Below are 16,595 nucleotides of genomic sequence, written 5' to 3'. Positions count from 1 at the left end.
ACATTATTAATTATTTTAACTACTTTTTAATGGACATTGCTTTTTTCTCTATTTTTAAAGTAAAACGATAAAAAGCAGAAAAAGAAAAAAATGCGCTTAATGATCCTGTAAAAATAGGAAACAAGAATAAAAACTTTGATGCACTTATATAGAACAACAGGAAATTACTACTTAAGACAAATAAGAACAAGACAGGATTACTAAACGTAACAAAAAACGTATTGATGAGTAGAGCCCTAATATTCATATAGTAATGTACAATTAATGAGTAGAAATTAATTGTATACACAAACAATAGTATCCCTACTAACAAAATCATTGTCCTAATTAAGTCGTTTTCATTTTTAAAATAATAAAAATCAGCAACCCAAATGAGCCAAACAGACATCAAGATTAGTCCTGATAGTAAACTCTTCTTATAATAAGACTTTAAGTAGGAAAAAAACGCTTTTGTAATGGAATTTAGGTCCTTTTTCATCACCAAATCACGCATTGTAGCAAACATAGCGATCGTACTTGGGAAAAATAATGCTGGTATTAAAATTACTAATGGTATTAAATATAGAAGAAATTCATTACTAGAATTATTGAAGTAAACACTTAAAATAATTATTATGTTGGGGATATTCATGAGAAACCAAAATACATTAATAACAGAAAACCGCATAACCCATTCCGTAGAACTGTACAATACTCCCAAGAAGCCTGGAAACTCTCTCATTTTCATCCCTCCTGAAAGATTGGTCTTATTTTACTGCCCCTTCCCCTATACCTTTAATAATATGTCTTTGAGCGAGAACATAGAAAATCACTACAGGAATGATAGTTAGCATTAAACCTGCCATTGCCAAATTCCACTTAATCGTAAACTCCCCAAAGAAATAAAAAGTGGATAGTGGTATTGTACGAAGTCCCTTATCAGTCAGTGTCAGAGAAGGCAATAGATAGTCATTCCAAATATTAATAACGTTTAAAATCATCACTGTAACAGTAATCGGTTTTAACATCGGGAATATGATTCTCCAAAAAACCCCGAACTTGGATGCTCCATCAATTGTGGCTGCTTCCTCTAAAGTAATTGGAATGGATTTGACAAAACCATGATATAGAAAGACTGAAATACTCGAACTAAATCCAACGTGCATAAAAATTAATCCTTCACGAGTATTGAACATTGGAATGTGTAACATATTCGTAATGGAACTCATGAGTTGCATTAAAGGCATCATAAGTGTTTGGAAAGGAATAAGCATGGTCGCGATAAAAGTCATGAAAATAAACTTGCTCAACTTATTGTCTGTTCTTGCTAACATCCATGCGGTCATAGAGGATAAGACGACGATGATTAATACAGATATAATCGTAATATACAATGAGTTTCCCAAAGCATTTAAAAAGTTCATCTTTTCCATAGCCTCAAGATAATATTTAAAACTAAAACTTTTAGGAAATGCTAGTGCATTTTCATATAACTCCTGACGATCTTTAAAAGAGTTTACAATTATTATGTAAATAGGAGATAGGAAGAAAAGAGCTATTATGAGAAGTGATATTTCTTTTGTAAATCCACGTATTTTTCTCATCACATTTCTACCTCCCGCTTCTTCGTAATATAAACTTGTGTTAGTGTAATGGCAGCAACGATAAAGAAGAAAACAATTGCTTTTGCTTGACCAAAACCATAATTACTATAACCAAAAATCTCATTATAAATATTCATCGCGAACATTTCGGTAGAATTAGCTGGCCCACCATTTGTTAAAGATAGGTTAACATCGTATATTTTAAATGCCGATGAAAGTGTTAAAAATAAACTAATTGTAAAGGCAGGCATTAAAAGTGGAAAAGTAATTTTTCTAAGCCTTTGCCATCCGTTTGCCCCATCAATTTTAGATGCTTCAATTACATCATTTGGAATTCCTTGAATACCTGCTATATAAATAATCATGATATATCCAGCCATTTGCCAAGTAAAAACGAAAACTAATGCATACATAGCGTAATCAACATCGATAAGCCAATTAAAAAATACATTGTCGAATCCAGTTACTTTACCGAAGAGAGTAAAAACATCCAAAAATATAAACTGCCAAATATACCCTAAAATTAATCCGCCAATTAAATAAGGCATAAATATCATCGTACGTGCCGCATTCGCAGTTCGAAGTTTAGACGTTACGAGGAGTGCAAATACGAGTCCAACTACATTTACAAAAATTACTGCTAACAATGTAAATAAAACTGTTTTCCCAGTAGATGCTAGAAAACGAGTATCCCCAAATAATTGGCTAAAATTATCCAATCCAACAAACACTTTTGGATTTGCTGAAATACCATCCCATTCAAAAAAGGAGTAATAAATTCCTATTAAAAATGGAATAATCACTACTGTTATAAAAATTAACAATAGCGGAGTAGTAAATAATATATACCACCATTTATTACTTTTATTTGGCATGTCATCACTTCTTTCATGTAGTTTGTATAATCACTAAAAGGAAGGTACTGGACACCTTATAAAAAGAGATGCCCAGAAAAATTAGTTTAATAAAAGGAATCAATTACACAATTCAAATCTAAAGATAAAACACGAACAATTTTAAAGTGAAATCCTTGAACACGTATAATATTCGCTTTATAAATCAGCATGATTTCCGCTATCGGCGGACGCTTTCCGCGGGGTGAGTGATGAGCCATCACCGCCTCATTCGCGTCGTTTGCGATGACTCATCTGTCTCCGTGGAACGAAGGCTAAGAGCGCCACATCTTGTGGCAAAGCCTTCGTGACCAACATCCTGTTGGCCTCCGTCTGGAGTCGCCGCCTGTCGCTCCAATCAATAAGTGCAGTTTTGTTCGTGTTTTAGTATTTTAATGCTATTTATGAAATTGATTCAAAGATATAATTATTTGTCCAAATTTTACTTTACAGCGTTTTTCCAAGCATCATCTAACTTATCAACAAGTTCTTTACCAGTCATATCTTTTGACAAGAAGAATTCTTCTGCTTTTGGTGCAAAATCATTTGGAATTATATTAGCTGGATAGTAATTTAATGCCCAAGGAATTGTTTTACCACTATTAGAAGCATTCAACACATCTTGAGATAAAGGATCCAATTTATCTGATTTAATATTTGTCAAAGCAGGAACAAATCCAAATTCCTCTACAATATATCTCTGACCAATTTCACTTGTAAACATCCAATTTAAGAAATCATTTGCCGCTTTTACTTCCGCTTCATCCTTTTTACCATTGATAGCCCAGTTATTTCCGACTCCAACAGCCAATTTATCATTACCCATTAATGGGAATGGAAGCATACCTACCTCGAAATTAAAATCGAAATCAGAAAGCATACCAAAAGCCCAGTTTCCTTGATGAATCATAGCTGATTTTCCAGCGGCAAAGTCACCAACTTCTTTATCATATGTCACATCTAAAGGACTCGGAGTGTTTGCTTTAATCGCATCCATAAACTTTCCAAATTCTTGGAACTCTTTCGTTTCAGCCATTGTTACTTTCCCTTCGGTCAACTTATCGATGTATTCATAATGATTCTTTTGTAATGCAAAAGGATAGTTACTAATATGACCAATTAAGAAATATGCTTCTTTCGAAAGCCCAAGTCCATTAATACCTTCTGCTTTAAATTTTTCTAAAGTACGTACAAAAGAGTCATAATCAGCAACGTCTTCAGCTTTAACTAAGTCTTTGTTATAAACCAATCCAAATCCTTCAACTCCATAAGGAACACCAACAATTTTGTCATCAATTTTAAGTTCCATTCCAGGTGCAATATGTTTTACATATCCTTCTGAATTCATATCGTAAACATATGATTTCATTTTTTCTGCTTCCGTTATATTTTGAAGACTAAAGATGGATGGTCCTTGATTACTATTCATACGGATCTGCAGTTGTTGGAAGTAATCATCCCCTGTTGTTCCCCAAACTTCGACCTCCACGCCAGTCTCTTTCGTATATTCCTTTGCTAGCGCTTCTAACTGATCAGAAATTTCAACTTTACTTTGGAAAATGGTGATTTTTTGCTTGGTTGATTTTCCAGAGTCATCTTTGTTTTCGCTCGCATTTCCAGCGTCGCCATTCCCACTACATGCAGCTAAAATCATTAATAATGCTACTACTAATAAACTACCGAACGTTCTTTTTTGGAACTTCATTTGAATTCCTCCCCCATAAGTTTGAATTTCTATAGAATAAAATGACAAAACATTTTATAACTACCTACATTTGTTACTTTCTCTTAGTATTAAATTAGAATGAAAGTCGAATCGTTTGAAAACGTCATCAAGTATCTACTATTCACATTATCGAATTGAATTCTATATTAATAAAATCGTCAAACTCATACTTTTTCCCATATATCTCAAATGCTACTTTAACCTTGTTTTCTGCTTTTAAAGATATAGAAGAAGTTGAAAGGAAAATTGTTATAGGTTGACCTTTCCAATGAATTGTAAATTGCATTTGATGCCAGTGTTTTGGTAATTTTGGATTAATACATAGTTTTCCATCTCTTAGTCTTAATCCGGCAAATCCAAATATCGACACTTTCCAAATCCCACCAATAGCGGCTGCATGAATGCCATCGTCTGAAGTATTCAACAAAGATCCTAAATCGACTTCACAAGCCTTTTTAAATAAAGAATACGCTAAGTCAAACTCCCCAATATCATTTGCCAAAATTGAATGAGTGGCTAAACTTAAAGACGAATCGTGTAATGTCTTAGGCTCATAATAATGATAATTAGCTTGTTTGACAGCCTCTGAAAAACGAAGATCATCATGCAAAAAAGTTTGTTGCAACAAGTAAATAAGGATTAATGTATCTGCCTGCTTTGTCACTTGAATTGAATTAATCTGTTCTGGATTATAATCTCGATAAATTGTTCTAACACTTTCTTGATTTTTATATTTTGTCAGATCTATTTTTTTTAGCTCTAAGTACGTATCGTCCTGTGGTATTACTAAATCTTCCTCTTGAGGTTTAGGTAAAAAGATTTTTTCTACTTTCGACCGCCAAAGTTGGTATGAATTATTTAAATCTAACTTTTTATTCAAATTTGTTATTATTTGTAAGTCTTCATTTTTTAATTTTTCATAATAATGGATTGCTAGTTTCATATTAAAATAGGCCATATAATTGGTAAATGCATTATTATTGACATGTTCTTTGTACTCATCGGGGCCAATTACATCGTTAATATGATATTCTTGTTTATCTTCGTTCCACTCGAGACGACTTGCCCAAAACCTTGCTGTATCAAAAATAATTTCATATCCATAACTATTCATGAAATCATGATCGTCTGTTACACTATAGTACTGATAAACTGCAAATGTAATGTCTGCGGAAATATGTTGTTCTATAAATCCTGACCATATTTTGGTTTGTTCACCTGTAACGATATCTATATCCCCAAGTTTCGGTGTTACTTCTCCATCAGTCGGCCAAGCTGCTTCCCAAGGGAACATCGCTCCTACATATCCATTTTCAACTGCTTTTTTCCTTGCACCTTCTAAACCATGATAACGATACATTAAAAGTGATTTTGCAACTTTTGGATTTGAAAAGATGAAAAATGGGAGGATGAATAATTCTGTATCCCAAAACGAATGTCCTTTATACCCTTCACCACTTAATGCTTTCGCACCAATTCCCATTCTTTCATCATGTGCAGGTGCCATAATAGTTAAATGATAAAGTGAAAATCGCAAAGCAAGTTGATCAAAGGAATCATTACTATTAATCTCTAAGTTATATGCATTCCACACTTTATTTAGCCATATATCCTGATGAGAACGAAAAAGCAATTCATATCCTTTTTCAGAATTGACGTATATATCGTTTAATGAATTCTCACGTAGTTGGAGAATATTGTATTCGGAGTGAACATATTCTTTATCACGACTTGTATACACTGTTGTTAACTTTTCCATTTCCAGTGTATCGCTAGTCTGGAGATCCAAATCATATGTAAGCCACACTTTACGGCGAGTCATGTTCATCTCAGGTTCTACTACTCTTTCCTCTCCGTTTATAATAATTTTGTGGGAAGTATTAAGAACAATATCAATATTTGATTCATTCGTAGTTTGAACTAACTGAATGAATTTTTTATCGAATATTCTACGCTCCCCTTCAAGAAAATGCTGTGAGCCTGAGTTACTCATTTGTGCATCAATACCAGTATCAAAGGAAATTTGAACCGGATCTGTTACACTTTTTACGATCATTTTCATCCCAATCAAATGCAAATTATGAAGTGAGACAAACCGTTTGAATTGAAATTGAATTTTTTTCCCCTTAGGAGAAGTCCATTCAATATTTCTTGTCAGTTCAGCTGTCTTTAAGTTTAATTGACGTACATAGACTCTTGTTTTGCCAAATTCAAGACTAAATCGTTCACCATCTACTCTTATATCAATTTTTGTCACATCTGCTAAATTGGGCAACTCAGTGACCTCATTTTTATCTGCCTTGTTAAAAGTACCATTAACAAACAAATTTCTTGTTTCACATCTATATGGCTCTTCTGTTGCAGAGCGTAATCCCAAATAGCCATTTCCAAGACACATGATTGCCTCGCTTTTTCCAAGTGATTCTGGATTGAATTGCACCTCCGAAACAATCCAATTCTCTAGTTCTTCCTTACCTTGTGAATAATTTATCAAAATATGAGATTCTCCTTTCTAGAAGTAAAAGTCAAGAATCCGAAAACGTTTTCGGAAAATCGAAAAAAACGTGCGCTTTAAAGTATTAATTCGTTTTAACGAAAACGTTTTAGTTTTTGGTAATTAAATGTAAGCCCTTACATACCAACTATAGTTCTGCAATTCATAATTGTCAATAAATTAATAGTAAATTTTTAGGGAGGTTTTGCTCATGGTAAATTTTTTAGGAGAATAAATTGAATCAATTTCATGATTAAATTTAAAACAATATAAAAGTGAAATCAAACGGAAATGATGGCCCCTGAAACGTAGTGACGAGTAAACAAACGCCTCGTTAGAGGAATGCTATCCAAACAGCGGAAATCATTTGCGCTGTTTTTCTTTAGCGGGCAACAAGGATTAGTAACCCCGTTCTGTATATGATTTACTTTGATTAAATCTTAATTTTCTTTGGTACTTCAGGTATTAGCCCCGGTACTTTTTAAAGTATTGAATAAACTAATTTATAACTGAGAGGTACATCATACCTCCTCGGCTGTGCCTCCAGTGATATTAAAAAATATTTTTTTTAAAAAAATAAGCAAATGAATCAGGTGAACATCCAATATTGACATAGAATGAATTATCTCGCCTTAGGAGGTGTACAAAATGGGTTATGGTTATGGAGGATATGGATATGGTTGCGGACCTGTATGCGGACCGGGATATGCAAGACCAGGATTAGGATCAGGATTTGCTCTAATTATTGTTCTGTTTATTTTATTAATAATAATTGGCGCAAGTTTCCTATCAAATGGTGTTGTCGAAGGTTGCTAATATAGGGTATAAGCAAGACAGGTTATGATAACCTGTCTTTTTTAGTTTTTTATATACATTTTTTGTGATTCCTTTTTCTAATCATAATTTGTGTCTAAAAAATTGGCAAATAAATTTCTACCACTTCTTCATTATTTTCACCTTTATGATATGTTTCTACAATAAAAGCCTCTAAGTTTCTTTGTAATCCTTGTTCTTCAGCCCAATTTAATAACTTCATATGAAGTTCACCTATACTAGCTATTTTACCTCTGATGTTAATGTAATCCGTTGTAGTTTAAATATATTCCATTCCGACTGGAGTTTCATTTAATGTTTCATCAACAATTAATCCAACGTAATAATGACCATTCAAATGTTTTGCACTTCTTTTAGGCTTATATAATGTTATTTCTGTTTACGAACGATTTGTTATCTCATTTGCCCGCAATAAAAATTGGTGTGCAAAAATAGGGACTTCCCTTCTGAAACACTCTTGTCCATATACTCTTCAGGTGAATTTCAATAAATAAAACGGCTGTTTAGATTCAGAATAATCCGATTATGGTTCGGATAGCGAGGCTATTGGTGATTAATAATCGGAGAGTCGCGGATAAGCCCTTTCTAATACAATTAGTTTTAATACTCATTTGAGAAGAATGGCTTCATTTTGTATTCGAACATCGAATTATAAATAATTGAAGAGTAAAAAAGGTATTAAAATTTTTATAAAAATAACTTAGATTTTAATATATATGTTATACTTTTCCATATTAGTAAAGGAGGTCTAAGTCCAATGGTAAATAAATAAAATGAGAAAATCTTAAATTATTTTATTAATTTTGGAATATACATGTAGATTTTCTCTTTCATAAAATTAATTAATATTATTAGAATAGAGGAGTTTTAACATGTTAAATAAATTAAGTGATAGTATTTATTATTTTTCTAATCAAGATGATAGAGATCGACCGACATTAGGTTTGGTAATTGGTGACCAATGTAGTTTAATCATAGATTCTGGTAATTCTACTCAACATGCTAAGGACTTTTTACTAGAAATCGAGAAGCTAGATGTACCACCAGTTAAATATTTGGTAATTACGCATGCACATTGGGATCATTTTCTAGGTATGAATGAATTTGATGCTACTGTTATAGTTAATAGTGAAACAAATAAAATGATAAATGAATGGAAAAGCTATTCGTATGATGATATTTCACTCAATCAATATGTCATTAATAATCAGATGAGCTCTATGTGTATGAAGATAATACAAATTGAGATGGAAAATAGGGAGAGTTTTAAGTTGAATTCTCCAGATGTAATCTTTGAAAAAACATTAACTATTGATCTAGGAAATAAAGTTTGCATAATTGAAAGGATCAAAAGCACTCATACTGATGACTCTACAATCATTTATATTCCTGATGAAAAAGTAATTTTTTTAGGTGATAGTACGTATGGTACGACTACAAACTCTTTATTTCATTACAAGAAGTTATTGTTATTACCTATGATAAAAGACATTCAAAAATATGATTCTGAAATGTTCCTACTAGGTCATGAGTCTATCTGTTATAAAGATGAAATGAATATTTATTGGAAAGAGTTAACAGGAGCAAGTAAAGCTGTAAATTCTACATCACTAGAAAATGCTATGGAGAGCTTTAAGTTAGAAAATAAAAGGGACCCTAATGAGAATGAAATTTTTTTCATAAAAGCATTTGTTAACGACTATATCGTAAAGTCACAACAATTTAATTGATAAATTAATCAAGTAAATAAAGTAGCCATCTCATAAAGATTGATATGAGATGGCTTTTCATTGTCAAATTGAATGTTTAATGTCTGTGTGATTATGATTCAATATGAAAATCAGTATTATCTACAGTCTTTAATATGCAAACCGTCTCTTAACTTCTTCAATTTGAAGAAGAACTTGTTCAAAGCCTGTTCCACCAAGTGAATTTCTTCTTTTTACAGCAGCTAATGGTGATAATACATCGAAAATATCGGACTCGATTAGACTGCTTGCTTCTTGCAGATCTTCTAGCGGGAGATCCAATAAGAAATAACCGCGTTGGATACATATGAATACTAACTTTCCTGTCACTTCATGCGCTTCGCGGAATGGAAGCCCTTTTGCTGCAAGATAATCGGCAAGCTCTGTCGCATTTGAAAAATCTTTGTGAACGGTATCGCGTAGTCGTTCTGTATGAACAGTCATTGTGCGAATCATTCCTTCAAATATTTTCAACGATCCAACGATTGTATGCACCGTATCAAACATACCTTCTTTGTCTTCTTGCATATCTTTGTTGTAAGCAAGTGGCAATCCTTTTATTACAGTTAATAAACCCATCAAGTTTCCATAAACACGGCCCGTTTTTCCACGGATTAACTCGGCCATATCAGGGTTTTTCTTTTGTGGCATAATACTTGAACCCGTGGAGAAAGAATCATCTAGTTCAATAAAGTTAAACTCTGAACTTGACCATAAAATAATTTCTTCAGCAAAGCGAGATAAATGCGCCATTAACATAGAAGAATTACTTAAAAATTCCACGATGAAATCACGATCACTTACCGCATCCATACTGTTTGCATAAACATTCGAGAAACCAAGATATTCTGCGGAAAGCTTACGATTGATTGGGAAAGTAGTTCCGGCTAAAGCACCTGCTCCAAGTGGCGAAATGTCTATACGTTTAATGGAATCCTGAAAACGCTCTTTGTCTCGATCAAGCATCCAGAAATATGCCATTAAATGATGAGCAAACGAAATTGGCTGTGCACGTTGTAAATGGGTATATCCAGGCGCAAGTGTTTCTACATGGATTTCGGCTTGAGCGACAATTGTTTTTTGGAAAAGCTCAATTAACTCAATTATTTCTCCTACTCTATTTTTCAAAAATAAATGCATATCCGTTGCTACTTGATCGTTTCTACTGCGGCCTGTATGCAGCTTTCCACCTACAGGTCCGATTAGATCAATTAGCATTTTTTCTAAATTTAAATGAATATCTTCGTTTGCAACAGAAAACTCTAATGCATTCTCTGCTGCACGATTTTTTAATTGTATGAGACCACCTAAAATCTTCCGTACATCTTCTAAAGGTAAAATATTGCAGTCTCCAAGCATTTGAACATGCGCAATGCTGCCATCTAAGTCTTCCATTACTAATGTTTGGTCGAAACTAATAGAGGCTCCAAATTCATCTACCCATTGTTCTGCTGATTTTTGAAATCTTCCGCCCCAAAGTTTGCTCATGCTTTCACCTTCCCTGCTCCCTTGTTCACCATGGCATGAACCTTTGTTGGAAGACCCCAAAGTTCGATAAATCCAACTGCTGATGCATGGTTAAATTCATCATCTGCTGTGTAAGTAGCAAGTTTTTCATCATATAAAGAGTTTGGTGATTTACGTCCTTCTACAATTGCATGTCCTTTAAATAATTTCACTCGAACTGTACCATTTACATATACTTGTGTTTCTTTTAAGAATCCTTCTAAAGCAGTTCTTAGTGGAGAAAACCAAAGTCCTTCATATATAAGCTCTGTTAGTTTTTTCTCCATTACAGGTTTAAAGTGAGCCAATTCTTTTACTAGTGTAATATCTTCTAATTCTTTATGTGCAAGAAGTAATGTATGAGCACCTGGAATTTCGTATACTTCACGTGATTTAATTCCAACAAGACGATTTTCTACGTGATCAATACGACCAACTCCGTGCTTACCTGCTAAATCATTTAATTTCAAAATCAATTCGTATAGTTTGTATTCCACACCATCAAGCGCAACAGGAACACCATTTATAAACTCGATTTCAATAATATCCGCAGTGTCAGGTGCATCTTCTAATGCAACCGTTAAATCGTATGCATCTGCTGGTGGAGCAGCCCATGGATCTTCTAAAATTCCACATTCATTAGCTCGACCCCAAAGGTTTTGGTCGATAGAAAATGGACTATCTAAATTAATTGGAATAGGAATATTTTTCTCTTTTGCGTATGCAATCTCTTCTTCACGGCTCCAGCTCCATTCACGAACTGGGGCAATTACTTCTAAACTTGGATTCAATGCTTTAATGGAAACTTCGAAACGTACCTGGTCATTCCCTTTTCCTGTACAACCGTGTGCTACAGCAGTTGCTCCTGTTTGTTCTGCAATTTCCACTAACTTTTTAGAAATTAACGGACGTGATAATGCGGAAACAAGTGGATATTTGTTTTCATACCAAGTATGTGCTTGTAAAGAAATTAATGCATATTCATTCGCAAATTCTTCTCTTGCATCAATCATATAACTTTCAATAGCGCCAACTTCTATTGCTTTGTTTTTTACAAATTCTAGATCTTTTCCTTCGCCAACATCTAGACAAACTGCGACTACGTCATACCCTTCATCTTTCAACCAAGTAATTGCTACGGATGTATCTAGTCCCCCTGAATATGCTAAAACGACTTTTTTGTTCATTTTATAATCCTCCTTTGTATTTATATACAATAAATCAGTATTAATATACACAATTTATCACATGGAATGTATAAATACAACAAATACTTCATAAATATGAGCAATAAATTCATTTGCAAAACACTTTAATTGATTTCAGTGAAAGATAAAAAGATAATAGTAGAAAGGAGTGTGTTGGAATGTCGAATTTATTTTCCCCTATTACATTAAAAGGACTTAAATTAAAGAATAAAATAGTAATGGCTCCAATGTGTCAATATTCAGTGGAAGCAAAGGACGGTTCCCCAAATGATTGGCATTATGTACATTATGTTTCTAGAGCTGTTGGTGGAACAGGACTGATTATTGTTGAAATGACCGACGTTGATCCAGATGGTAGAATCACTGATTTCGATTTAGGCTTATGGTTCGACGAGCAAATTCCTGCATATGAAAGAATCGTTAATGAGGTGCATAAATATGATTCCAAAATCGGTATTCAAATTGCGCATGCGGGTAGAAAAGCAACAGATGCAATACAACCTGTTGGCTCATCTAATATTCCTGTAGATGTAGGATGGAAAATACCAAGAGCTCTGACAACCTTGGAAGTCAAAGAGATGGTTGAAAAATATAAAGAAGCTGCAAAACGTGCTGTGACAGCTGGATTTGATACGATTGAACTCCACGGAGCCCACGGATATTTAATCCATCAATTCCACTCACCAGCGATTAATAATAGAACAGATGAGTATGGAAAAGACTTGTCCAAATTTGGAGTAGAAGTTATTCAAGCAGTTCGTAGCGTCATGCCAAAAGAAATGCCACTCCTATTCCGAATTTCCGCTGTTGAGTATATGGACAATGGATACGGATTAGAGCATTCATTAGAAATTGCTAAGAAATATAAAGACGCTGGAGTGGACGTATTCCATGTTTCAAGTGGTGGTGAAGCAACTCCTGGTAAAATAAAACCAGCAAACACACCTGGATACCAGGTTCCGTTTGCTCGTGCATACAAAGAAGCATTGAATGTTCCTGTGATTGCAGTTGGCATACTAGAAGATCCAAATCTTGCAGAAAAAGTGATCGAAGAAGGCGACGCAGAACTAGTTGCTATTGGACGAGGCATGTTAAAGGATCCATATTGGGCACTACATGCAGAAGAAGTTATCACAGGTAAAACAGTACCCCCTACACCTTATAAACGAGGATTTTAATTAAGTAAAGAAAAGTAAACCGTCCCTATTGTCAGCTAGGCTGAGGCGCGGTTTACTTTCTTCCATATCATTAATACTTAGGATTACTTCTACTCGAAACAACGCCCCAGATTTTTAAATAAGAACTTTAAAAACAATAAACCAATGAATTTTATGAGAAATCTTCAATAATTTCTACCACTTCAATTATTCCATTAATTAAAAGTTCTGGTAGCCCACTTTTTACATTACCCTTCCAATATTCTCTAGCTTGTTCAATTTTTTTAGAAAAAGGGACCCCATCCTCCTTTGGTAAAAGGTTCCCATCTCCCTCAAAAGATTCCCCAATAACTCGAAGTCTAACAATCTGCAAAACTTTTCTATTGTAAGACTCAAATAATGCTTTCCATTTTAATGCATCTTCATAGCTTTTCGAAGCAAATAAGCAAGACAACCTTGAAGGATATTCAGGATATTCTTGTATTCTAACCATTTCTACTATTACTTCTCTAATAGCTCTGATTGTTTGGCCAACATAATTTAAAGCTACTTGGGCATCTTCATTATTCAAGTTCAAGCCTTCATTTGTATATTTACTTTGTAAAATCTGAATGAAGTCTTCACCTTTAGAATTCAACTGTTCCTTTTCAAAAAAGAAGCTGTATAATGTGTTCTTTTGGTTATTGTCAAAATTAATTATCTGCCCAAGACTCATTTTTTTTCGAGTAACGATATGGTAAACATACAATTCTTTCTTTTCCATTGACTGCCTCCTATTAACCAACATCATCATGCATGATGAATTAATTTCTCATTAGTTTAGTGAATGTGATCATTCTTAATTTGGAGCAGAACCTTTCGTAAAACTAACCTTCACAATTTGTAAAGAAAGAAAAATGAGCCGTCTATGCAGCTCATTGTTTTTTTATTAAATTAATACGTAAGTTGATGAAGAATACAGGATTACTTATTTGTCGTCTCGCTAGTCCCTTTATCGTTTATAATCCTTATATTATCTAAAGGCCAAAAAATCATTCTTGCAGAACCTAGTATTTTCTCTATTGGAACAAATCCAACACTAGGGTCTCGACTATCTGTACTAAAACGACGATTATCTCCTAATACAAAAAAGTAACCCTCAGGTACAACTTTTTCACTTAGATACTCGTCTAACGTAAAATCTTCCGTTAATTTCCCATTATCTTTTAATTCTTTTTTATATTCATCTAAGTATGGTTCCTCGTATCTATTATTATTAATAAAAAGCTCATCGTTTTGATAGGCGATGTGGTCTCCAGGAATTCCAATTATACGCTTGATATAATTAGTGTCTTCTTTTGCTTCAAAAACAATCACATCAAATCGTTTATACTCCGTTAATTTTGGGCCAAATTTATTAATAATTACTTTATCACCGTCTTCAAATGTAGGCATCATTGAAGCTCCACTAACCACAATTGGTGTTAATAAGAAAAACTGTATTCCCCATGCTATTAAAATAGCAATTCCTATTACTTTAACCCATTCTATTAATTCATTTTTTTCTTTCGTTTTTACCAAGTTCAACACCTCATTTTCTTTCAATATTTGTCTATTAGTTGGTAACTTGTGATATTGACTATTTCGACATGTATTTTATTTTACCTGCTTATTAATCTAACATCCTCGTTGTTCATCTAGTAAGCGCAAAAGGTTCTACACCATAGATAATGAAAATGCCTTCAGAAAAAAGTAGTGAAAACTATAGCTGGAAAGGAAGTTTGATGAATCATTGTGCCATAGAGTATAAAATGTTATTTTAGTATTCCATCAACCTATTTGAAACCCATTAATATTTATATACCAAAAGATTCAATTTCATGAAGTTTATAATTTTTTAGTTAACGGAAATAAAACACAATCTTTGATCGTATCACAATCAGTTAGTACCATTAGTAGGCGTTCAATGCCGAATCCCCATCCAGATATGGGTGGCATACCATATTCCATGGCTATTAGATAATCTTCATCCATCTCCATAGCTTCTACATCTCCATTACTCTTAAGAAGAGCTTGAGCTTCTAACCTTTTTCTTTGTTCGATTGGATCAACCAGCTCAGAATAGGCATTAATAATTTCAGCACCATTCACGACTAATTGGAATCGATCTGTAAGAGTAGGGTTATCATCATTAGCTCTTGCTAACGGAGATAAATCGATAGGGTGCTGAACTAAAAATGTTGGTTTTATAAGTTGAGGACGACACATTTTTTTGTATAGAAGATCAATTAAATTTCCTCTCCCTAATGAATGAATATCCGAATGTTCTAAGTTGATATTTTTTCTTTTTGTTTCTTGATATAGTTCTTTAACGTCCATGAATAGGATTATATCAATACCAGTGTCTTTTAATATTAGATCTCTAAACGAGACAATCTCCCATTCTAATGAGAAGTCAATTGTTTGACCATGCATTGTAATTATCGTTGTATTAAAAGTTTTCTCAAGTACATACAGAAACATTTCACGCATTAATTTCATCGTATCCTCATAATTCCAGTATGCTGCGTATCCTTCAACCATAGTAAACTCCTGCAGATGCTGAGGGCTGATCCCTTCATTTCTAAAGCACTTTGCTATTTCAAATACTTTGGTAAAACCACCTACAATTAGTCTTTTTAAGTAGGTTTCCGGGGCAATCCTTAGGTTTAATTCAGTATCTAAAGAATAATGATATGTACTGAAAGGTTTAGCTAGTGCACCGGAGGAAGTATGCTGTAATACCGGCGTTTCTACTTCCAAAAAATCTGAGTCTTCAAAGAATCTACGAATGGCACGTACCATTTTAGTTCTTACTAATAAACGATTTTGAGTATCCTTTGTCATGATTAAATCTAAGTAACGCTGTCTATATCGAAGTTCTACATTATTTAATCCGTGCCATTTTTCTGGAAGAGTTTTCAATGCCTTTCCAAGAAACACATAGCTCTCCATACGCAGTGTTTTCTCTTTCGTTTTAGTTGTATACATATGTCCTTCCACACCGATAAAATCTCCAATATCCAATAAATGATGGAATTGATAAAATGAATCTTCCCCTATTTCCTCTTTTTTAAAAAGAAGCTGTAAGTTTCCATGAATGTTTGAAAGCGTAATGAAACTCAATTTACTGAAGTTTCTAATACTCATTATTCTTCCAGCAACTCGAACTCCAGATGTTCCGTCTTGAAGCATTGCCGCTTCATGAAGTTCATAATTCGCTGAAAATTTTTCTGGGTATACATGAATTCCTTGATTTCTTAATGTCTCTAATTTCTCTGTTCTTTGAGTATTTTGTTCATTACTCATTGTATTTCACTCCAGTCTATATTTTTTTTAATGCAATTTGAATTATAAAATTTATACGAAAAACAACAAAAAGACTCCCACCCCCAAGATTATTCATCTTGAGGACGAGAGCCATTAGC

14 protein-coding genes and 1 other annotated feature (1 of these 15 running past the window's edge) are annotated in these 16,595 nt (G+C 33.6%); of the genes, 3 read left to right on the top strand and 11 right to left on the bottom strand.

The features are described 5' to 3' along the window. Positions 1 to 19: 19 nt before the first annotated feature. The 5 genes from ACTSKG_RS03260 to ACTSKG_RS03240 all read right to left on the bottom strand — a co-directional run bounded on the left by ACTSKG_RS03260 (position 20) and on the right by ACTSKG_RS03240 (position 6,696). Positions 20 to 721 (bottom strand): YesL family protein, encoded by a 702-nt coding sequence (locus tag ACTSKG_RS03260; RefSeq protein WP_464756717.1) that lies wholly within the window; start codon positions 719 to 721, stop codon positions 20 to 22. A gap of 25 nt (positions 722 to 746) precedes the next feature. Next, a complete protein-coding gene (locus ACTSKG_RS03255; RefSeq protein ID WP_464756716.1) occupies positions 747 to 1,583 on the bottom strand; it encodes a carbohydrate ABC transporter permease in 837 nt (278 codons plus the stop codon). Continuing rightward, the gene (locus tag ACTSKG_RS03250) at positions 1,583 to 2,458 is read right to left on the bottom strand and encodes a carbohydrate ABC transporter permease (protein WP_464756715.1); all 876 of its coding nucleotides are present in this window, start codon (positions 2,456 to 2,458) and stop codon (positions 1,583 to 1,585) included. The genes ACTSKG_RS03255 and ACTSKG_RS03250 overlap by 1 nt, the downstream gene beginning before the upstream one ends. A gap of 460 nt (positions 2,459 to 2,918) precedes the next feature. Then, positions 2,919 to 4,181 (bottom strand): ABC transporter substrate-binding protein, encoded by a 1,263-nt coding sequence (locus ACTSKG_RS03245; protein ID WP_464756714.1) that lies wholly within the window; start codon positions 4,179 to 4,181, stop codon positions 2,919 to 2,921. A gap of 142 nt (positions 4,182 to 4,323) precedes the next feature. Next, complete coding sequence (locus tag ACTSKG_RS03240) at positions 4,324 to 6,696, bottom strand: glycoside hydrolase family 65 protein (protein ID WP_464756713.1); 2,373 nt, start codon at positions 6,694 to 6,696, stop codon at positions 4,324 to 4,326. A gap of 648 nt (positions 6,697 to 7,344) precedes the next feature. Here ACTSKG_RS03240 and ACTSKG_RS03235 point away from each other — a divergent pair. After that, the gene (locus tag ACTSKG_RS03235) at positions 7,345 to 7,512 is read left to right on the top strand and encodes a YjcZ family sporulation protein (protein WP_464756712.1); all 168 of its coding nucleotides are present in this window, start codon (positions 7,345 to 7,347) and stop codon (positions 7,510 to 7,512) included. Between the two features lie 94 nt (positions 7,513 to 7,606). Here the strand turns inward: ACTSKG_RS03235 and ACTSKG_RS03230 are convergent, their stop codons facing one another. Then, positions 7,607 to 7,732: a hypothetical protein gene (locus tag ACTSKG_RS03230; RefSeq protein ID WP_464756711.1), complete on the bottom strand. Its 126-nt coding sequence runs from the start codon at positions 7,730 to 7,732 to the stop codon at positions 7,607 to 7,609. A 670-nt stretch (positions 7,733 to 8,402) separates the two neighbouring features. Between ACTSKG_RS03230 and ACTSKG_RS03225 the strand changes: the two genes are divergently transcribed. Beyond that, positions 8,403 to 9,260, top strand: coding sequence for an MBL fold metallo-hydrolase (locus tag ACTSKG_RS03225; protein ID WP_464756710.1), 858 nt, complete (start codon positions 8,403 to 8,405; stop codon positions 9,258 to 9,260). Between the two features lie 129 nt (positions 9,261 to 9,389). On the opposite strand, the gene argH is transcribed toward ACTSKG_RS03225, so the two are convergent. Continuing rightward, positions 9,390 to 10,766 (bottom strand): argininosuccinate lyase, encoded by a 1,377-nt coding sequence (gene argH / locus ACTSKG_RS03220; RefSeq protein ID WP_464756709.1) that lies wholly within the window; start codon positions 10,764 to 10,766, stop codon positions 9,390 to 9,392. Beyond that, positions 10,763 to 11,971 (bottom strand): argininosuccinate synthase, encoded by a 1,209-nt coding sequence (locus ACTSKG_RS03215; protein WP_464756708.1) that lies wholly within the window; start codon positions 11,969 to 11,971, stop codon positions 10,763 to 10,765. Before ACTSKG_RS03215 ends, argH begins: the two co-directional genes overlap by 4 nt. Positions 11,972 to 12,150: 179 nt before the next feature. Between ACTSKG_RS03215 and ACTSKG_RS03210 the strand changes: the two genes are divergently transcribed. Continuing rightward, the gene (locus ACTSKG_RS03210; protein WP_464756707.1) at positions 12,151 to 13,170 is read left to right on the top strand and encodes an NADH:flavin oxidoreductase/NADH oxidase; all 1,020 of its coding nucleotides are present in this window, start codon (positions 12,151 to 12,153) and stop codon (positions 13,168 to 13,170) included. A gap of 151 nt (positions 13,171 to 13,321) precedes the next feature. Here ACTSKG_RS03210 and ACTSKG_RS03205 read toward each other — a convergent pair whose 3' ends face one another. From ACTSKG_RS03205 to lysS, 3 genes are all read right to left on the bottom strand, one after another. Beyond that, complete coding sequence (locus ACTSKG_RS03205) at positions 13,322 to 13,912, bottom strand: DUF2441 domain-containing protein (protein ID WP_464756706.1); 591 nt, start codon at positions 13,910 to 13,912, stop codon at positions 13,322 to 13,324. Between the two features lie 200 nt (positions 13,913 to 14,112). Continuing rightward, positions 14,113 to 14,709: a signal peptidase I gene (lepB, locus tag ACTSKG_RS03200; protein ID WP_464756705.1), complete on the bottom strand. Its 597-nt coding sequence runs from the start codon at positions 14,707 to 14,709 to the stop codon at positions 14,113 to 14,115. Between the two features lie 306 nt (positions 14,710 to 15,015). Continuing rightward, positions 15,016 to 16,476 carry a lysine--tRNA ligase gene (lysS, locus tag ACTSKG_RS03195; protein WP_464756704.1) on the bottom strand — a complete coding sequence of 487 codons (1,461 nt, stop codon included), beginning with the start codon at positions 16,474 to 16,476 and terminating at the stop codon, positions 15,016 to 15,018. Between the two features lie 97 nt (positions 16,477 to 16,573). Further along, positions 16,574 to 16,595: a binding site (T-box leader), on the bottom strand (it continues 244 nt past the right edge of the window).

The sequence above is a fragment of the Psychrobacillus syltrankelensis genome (genome assembly GCF_055454035.1).
Note: the sequence above shows the minus strand (reverse complement) of the source record. Positions and strands in the feature narration are given on the sequence as shown.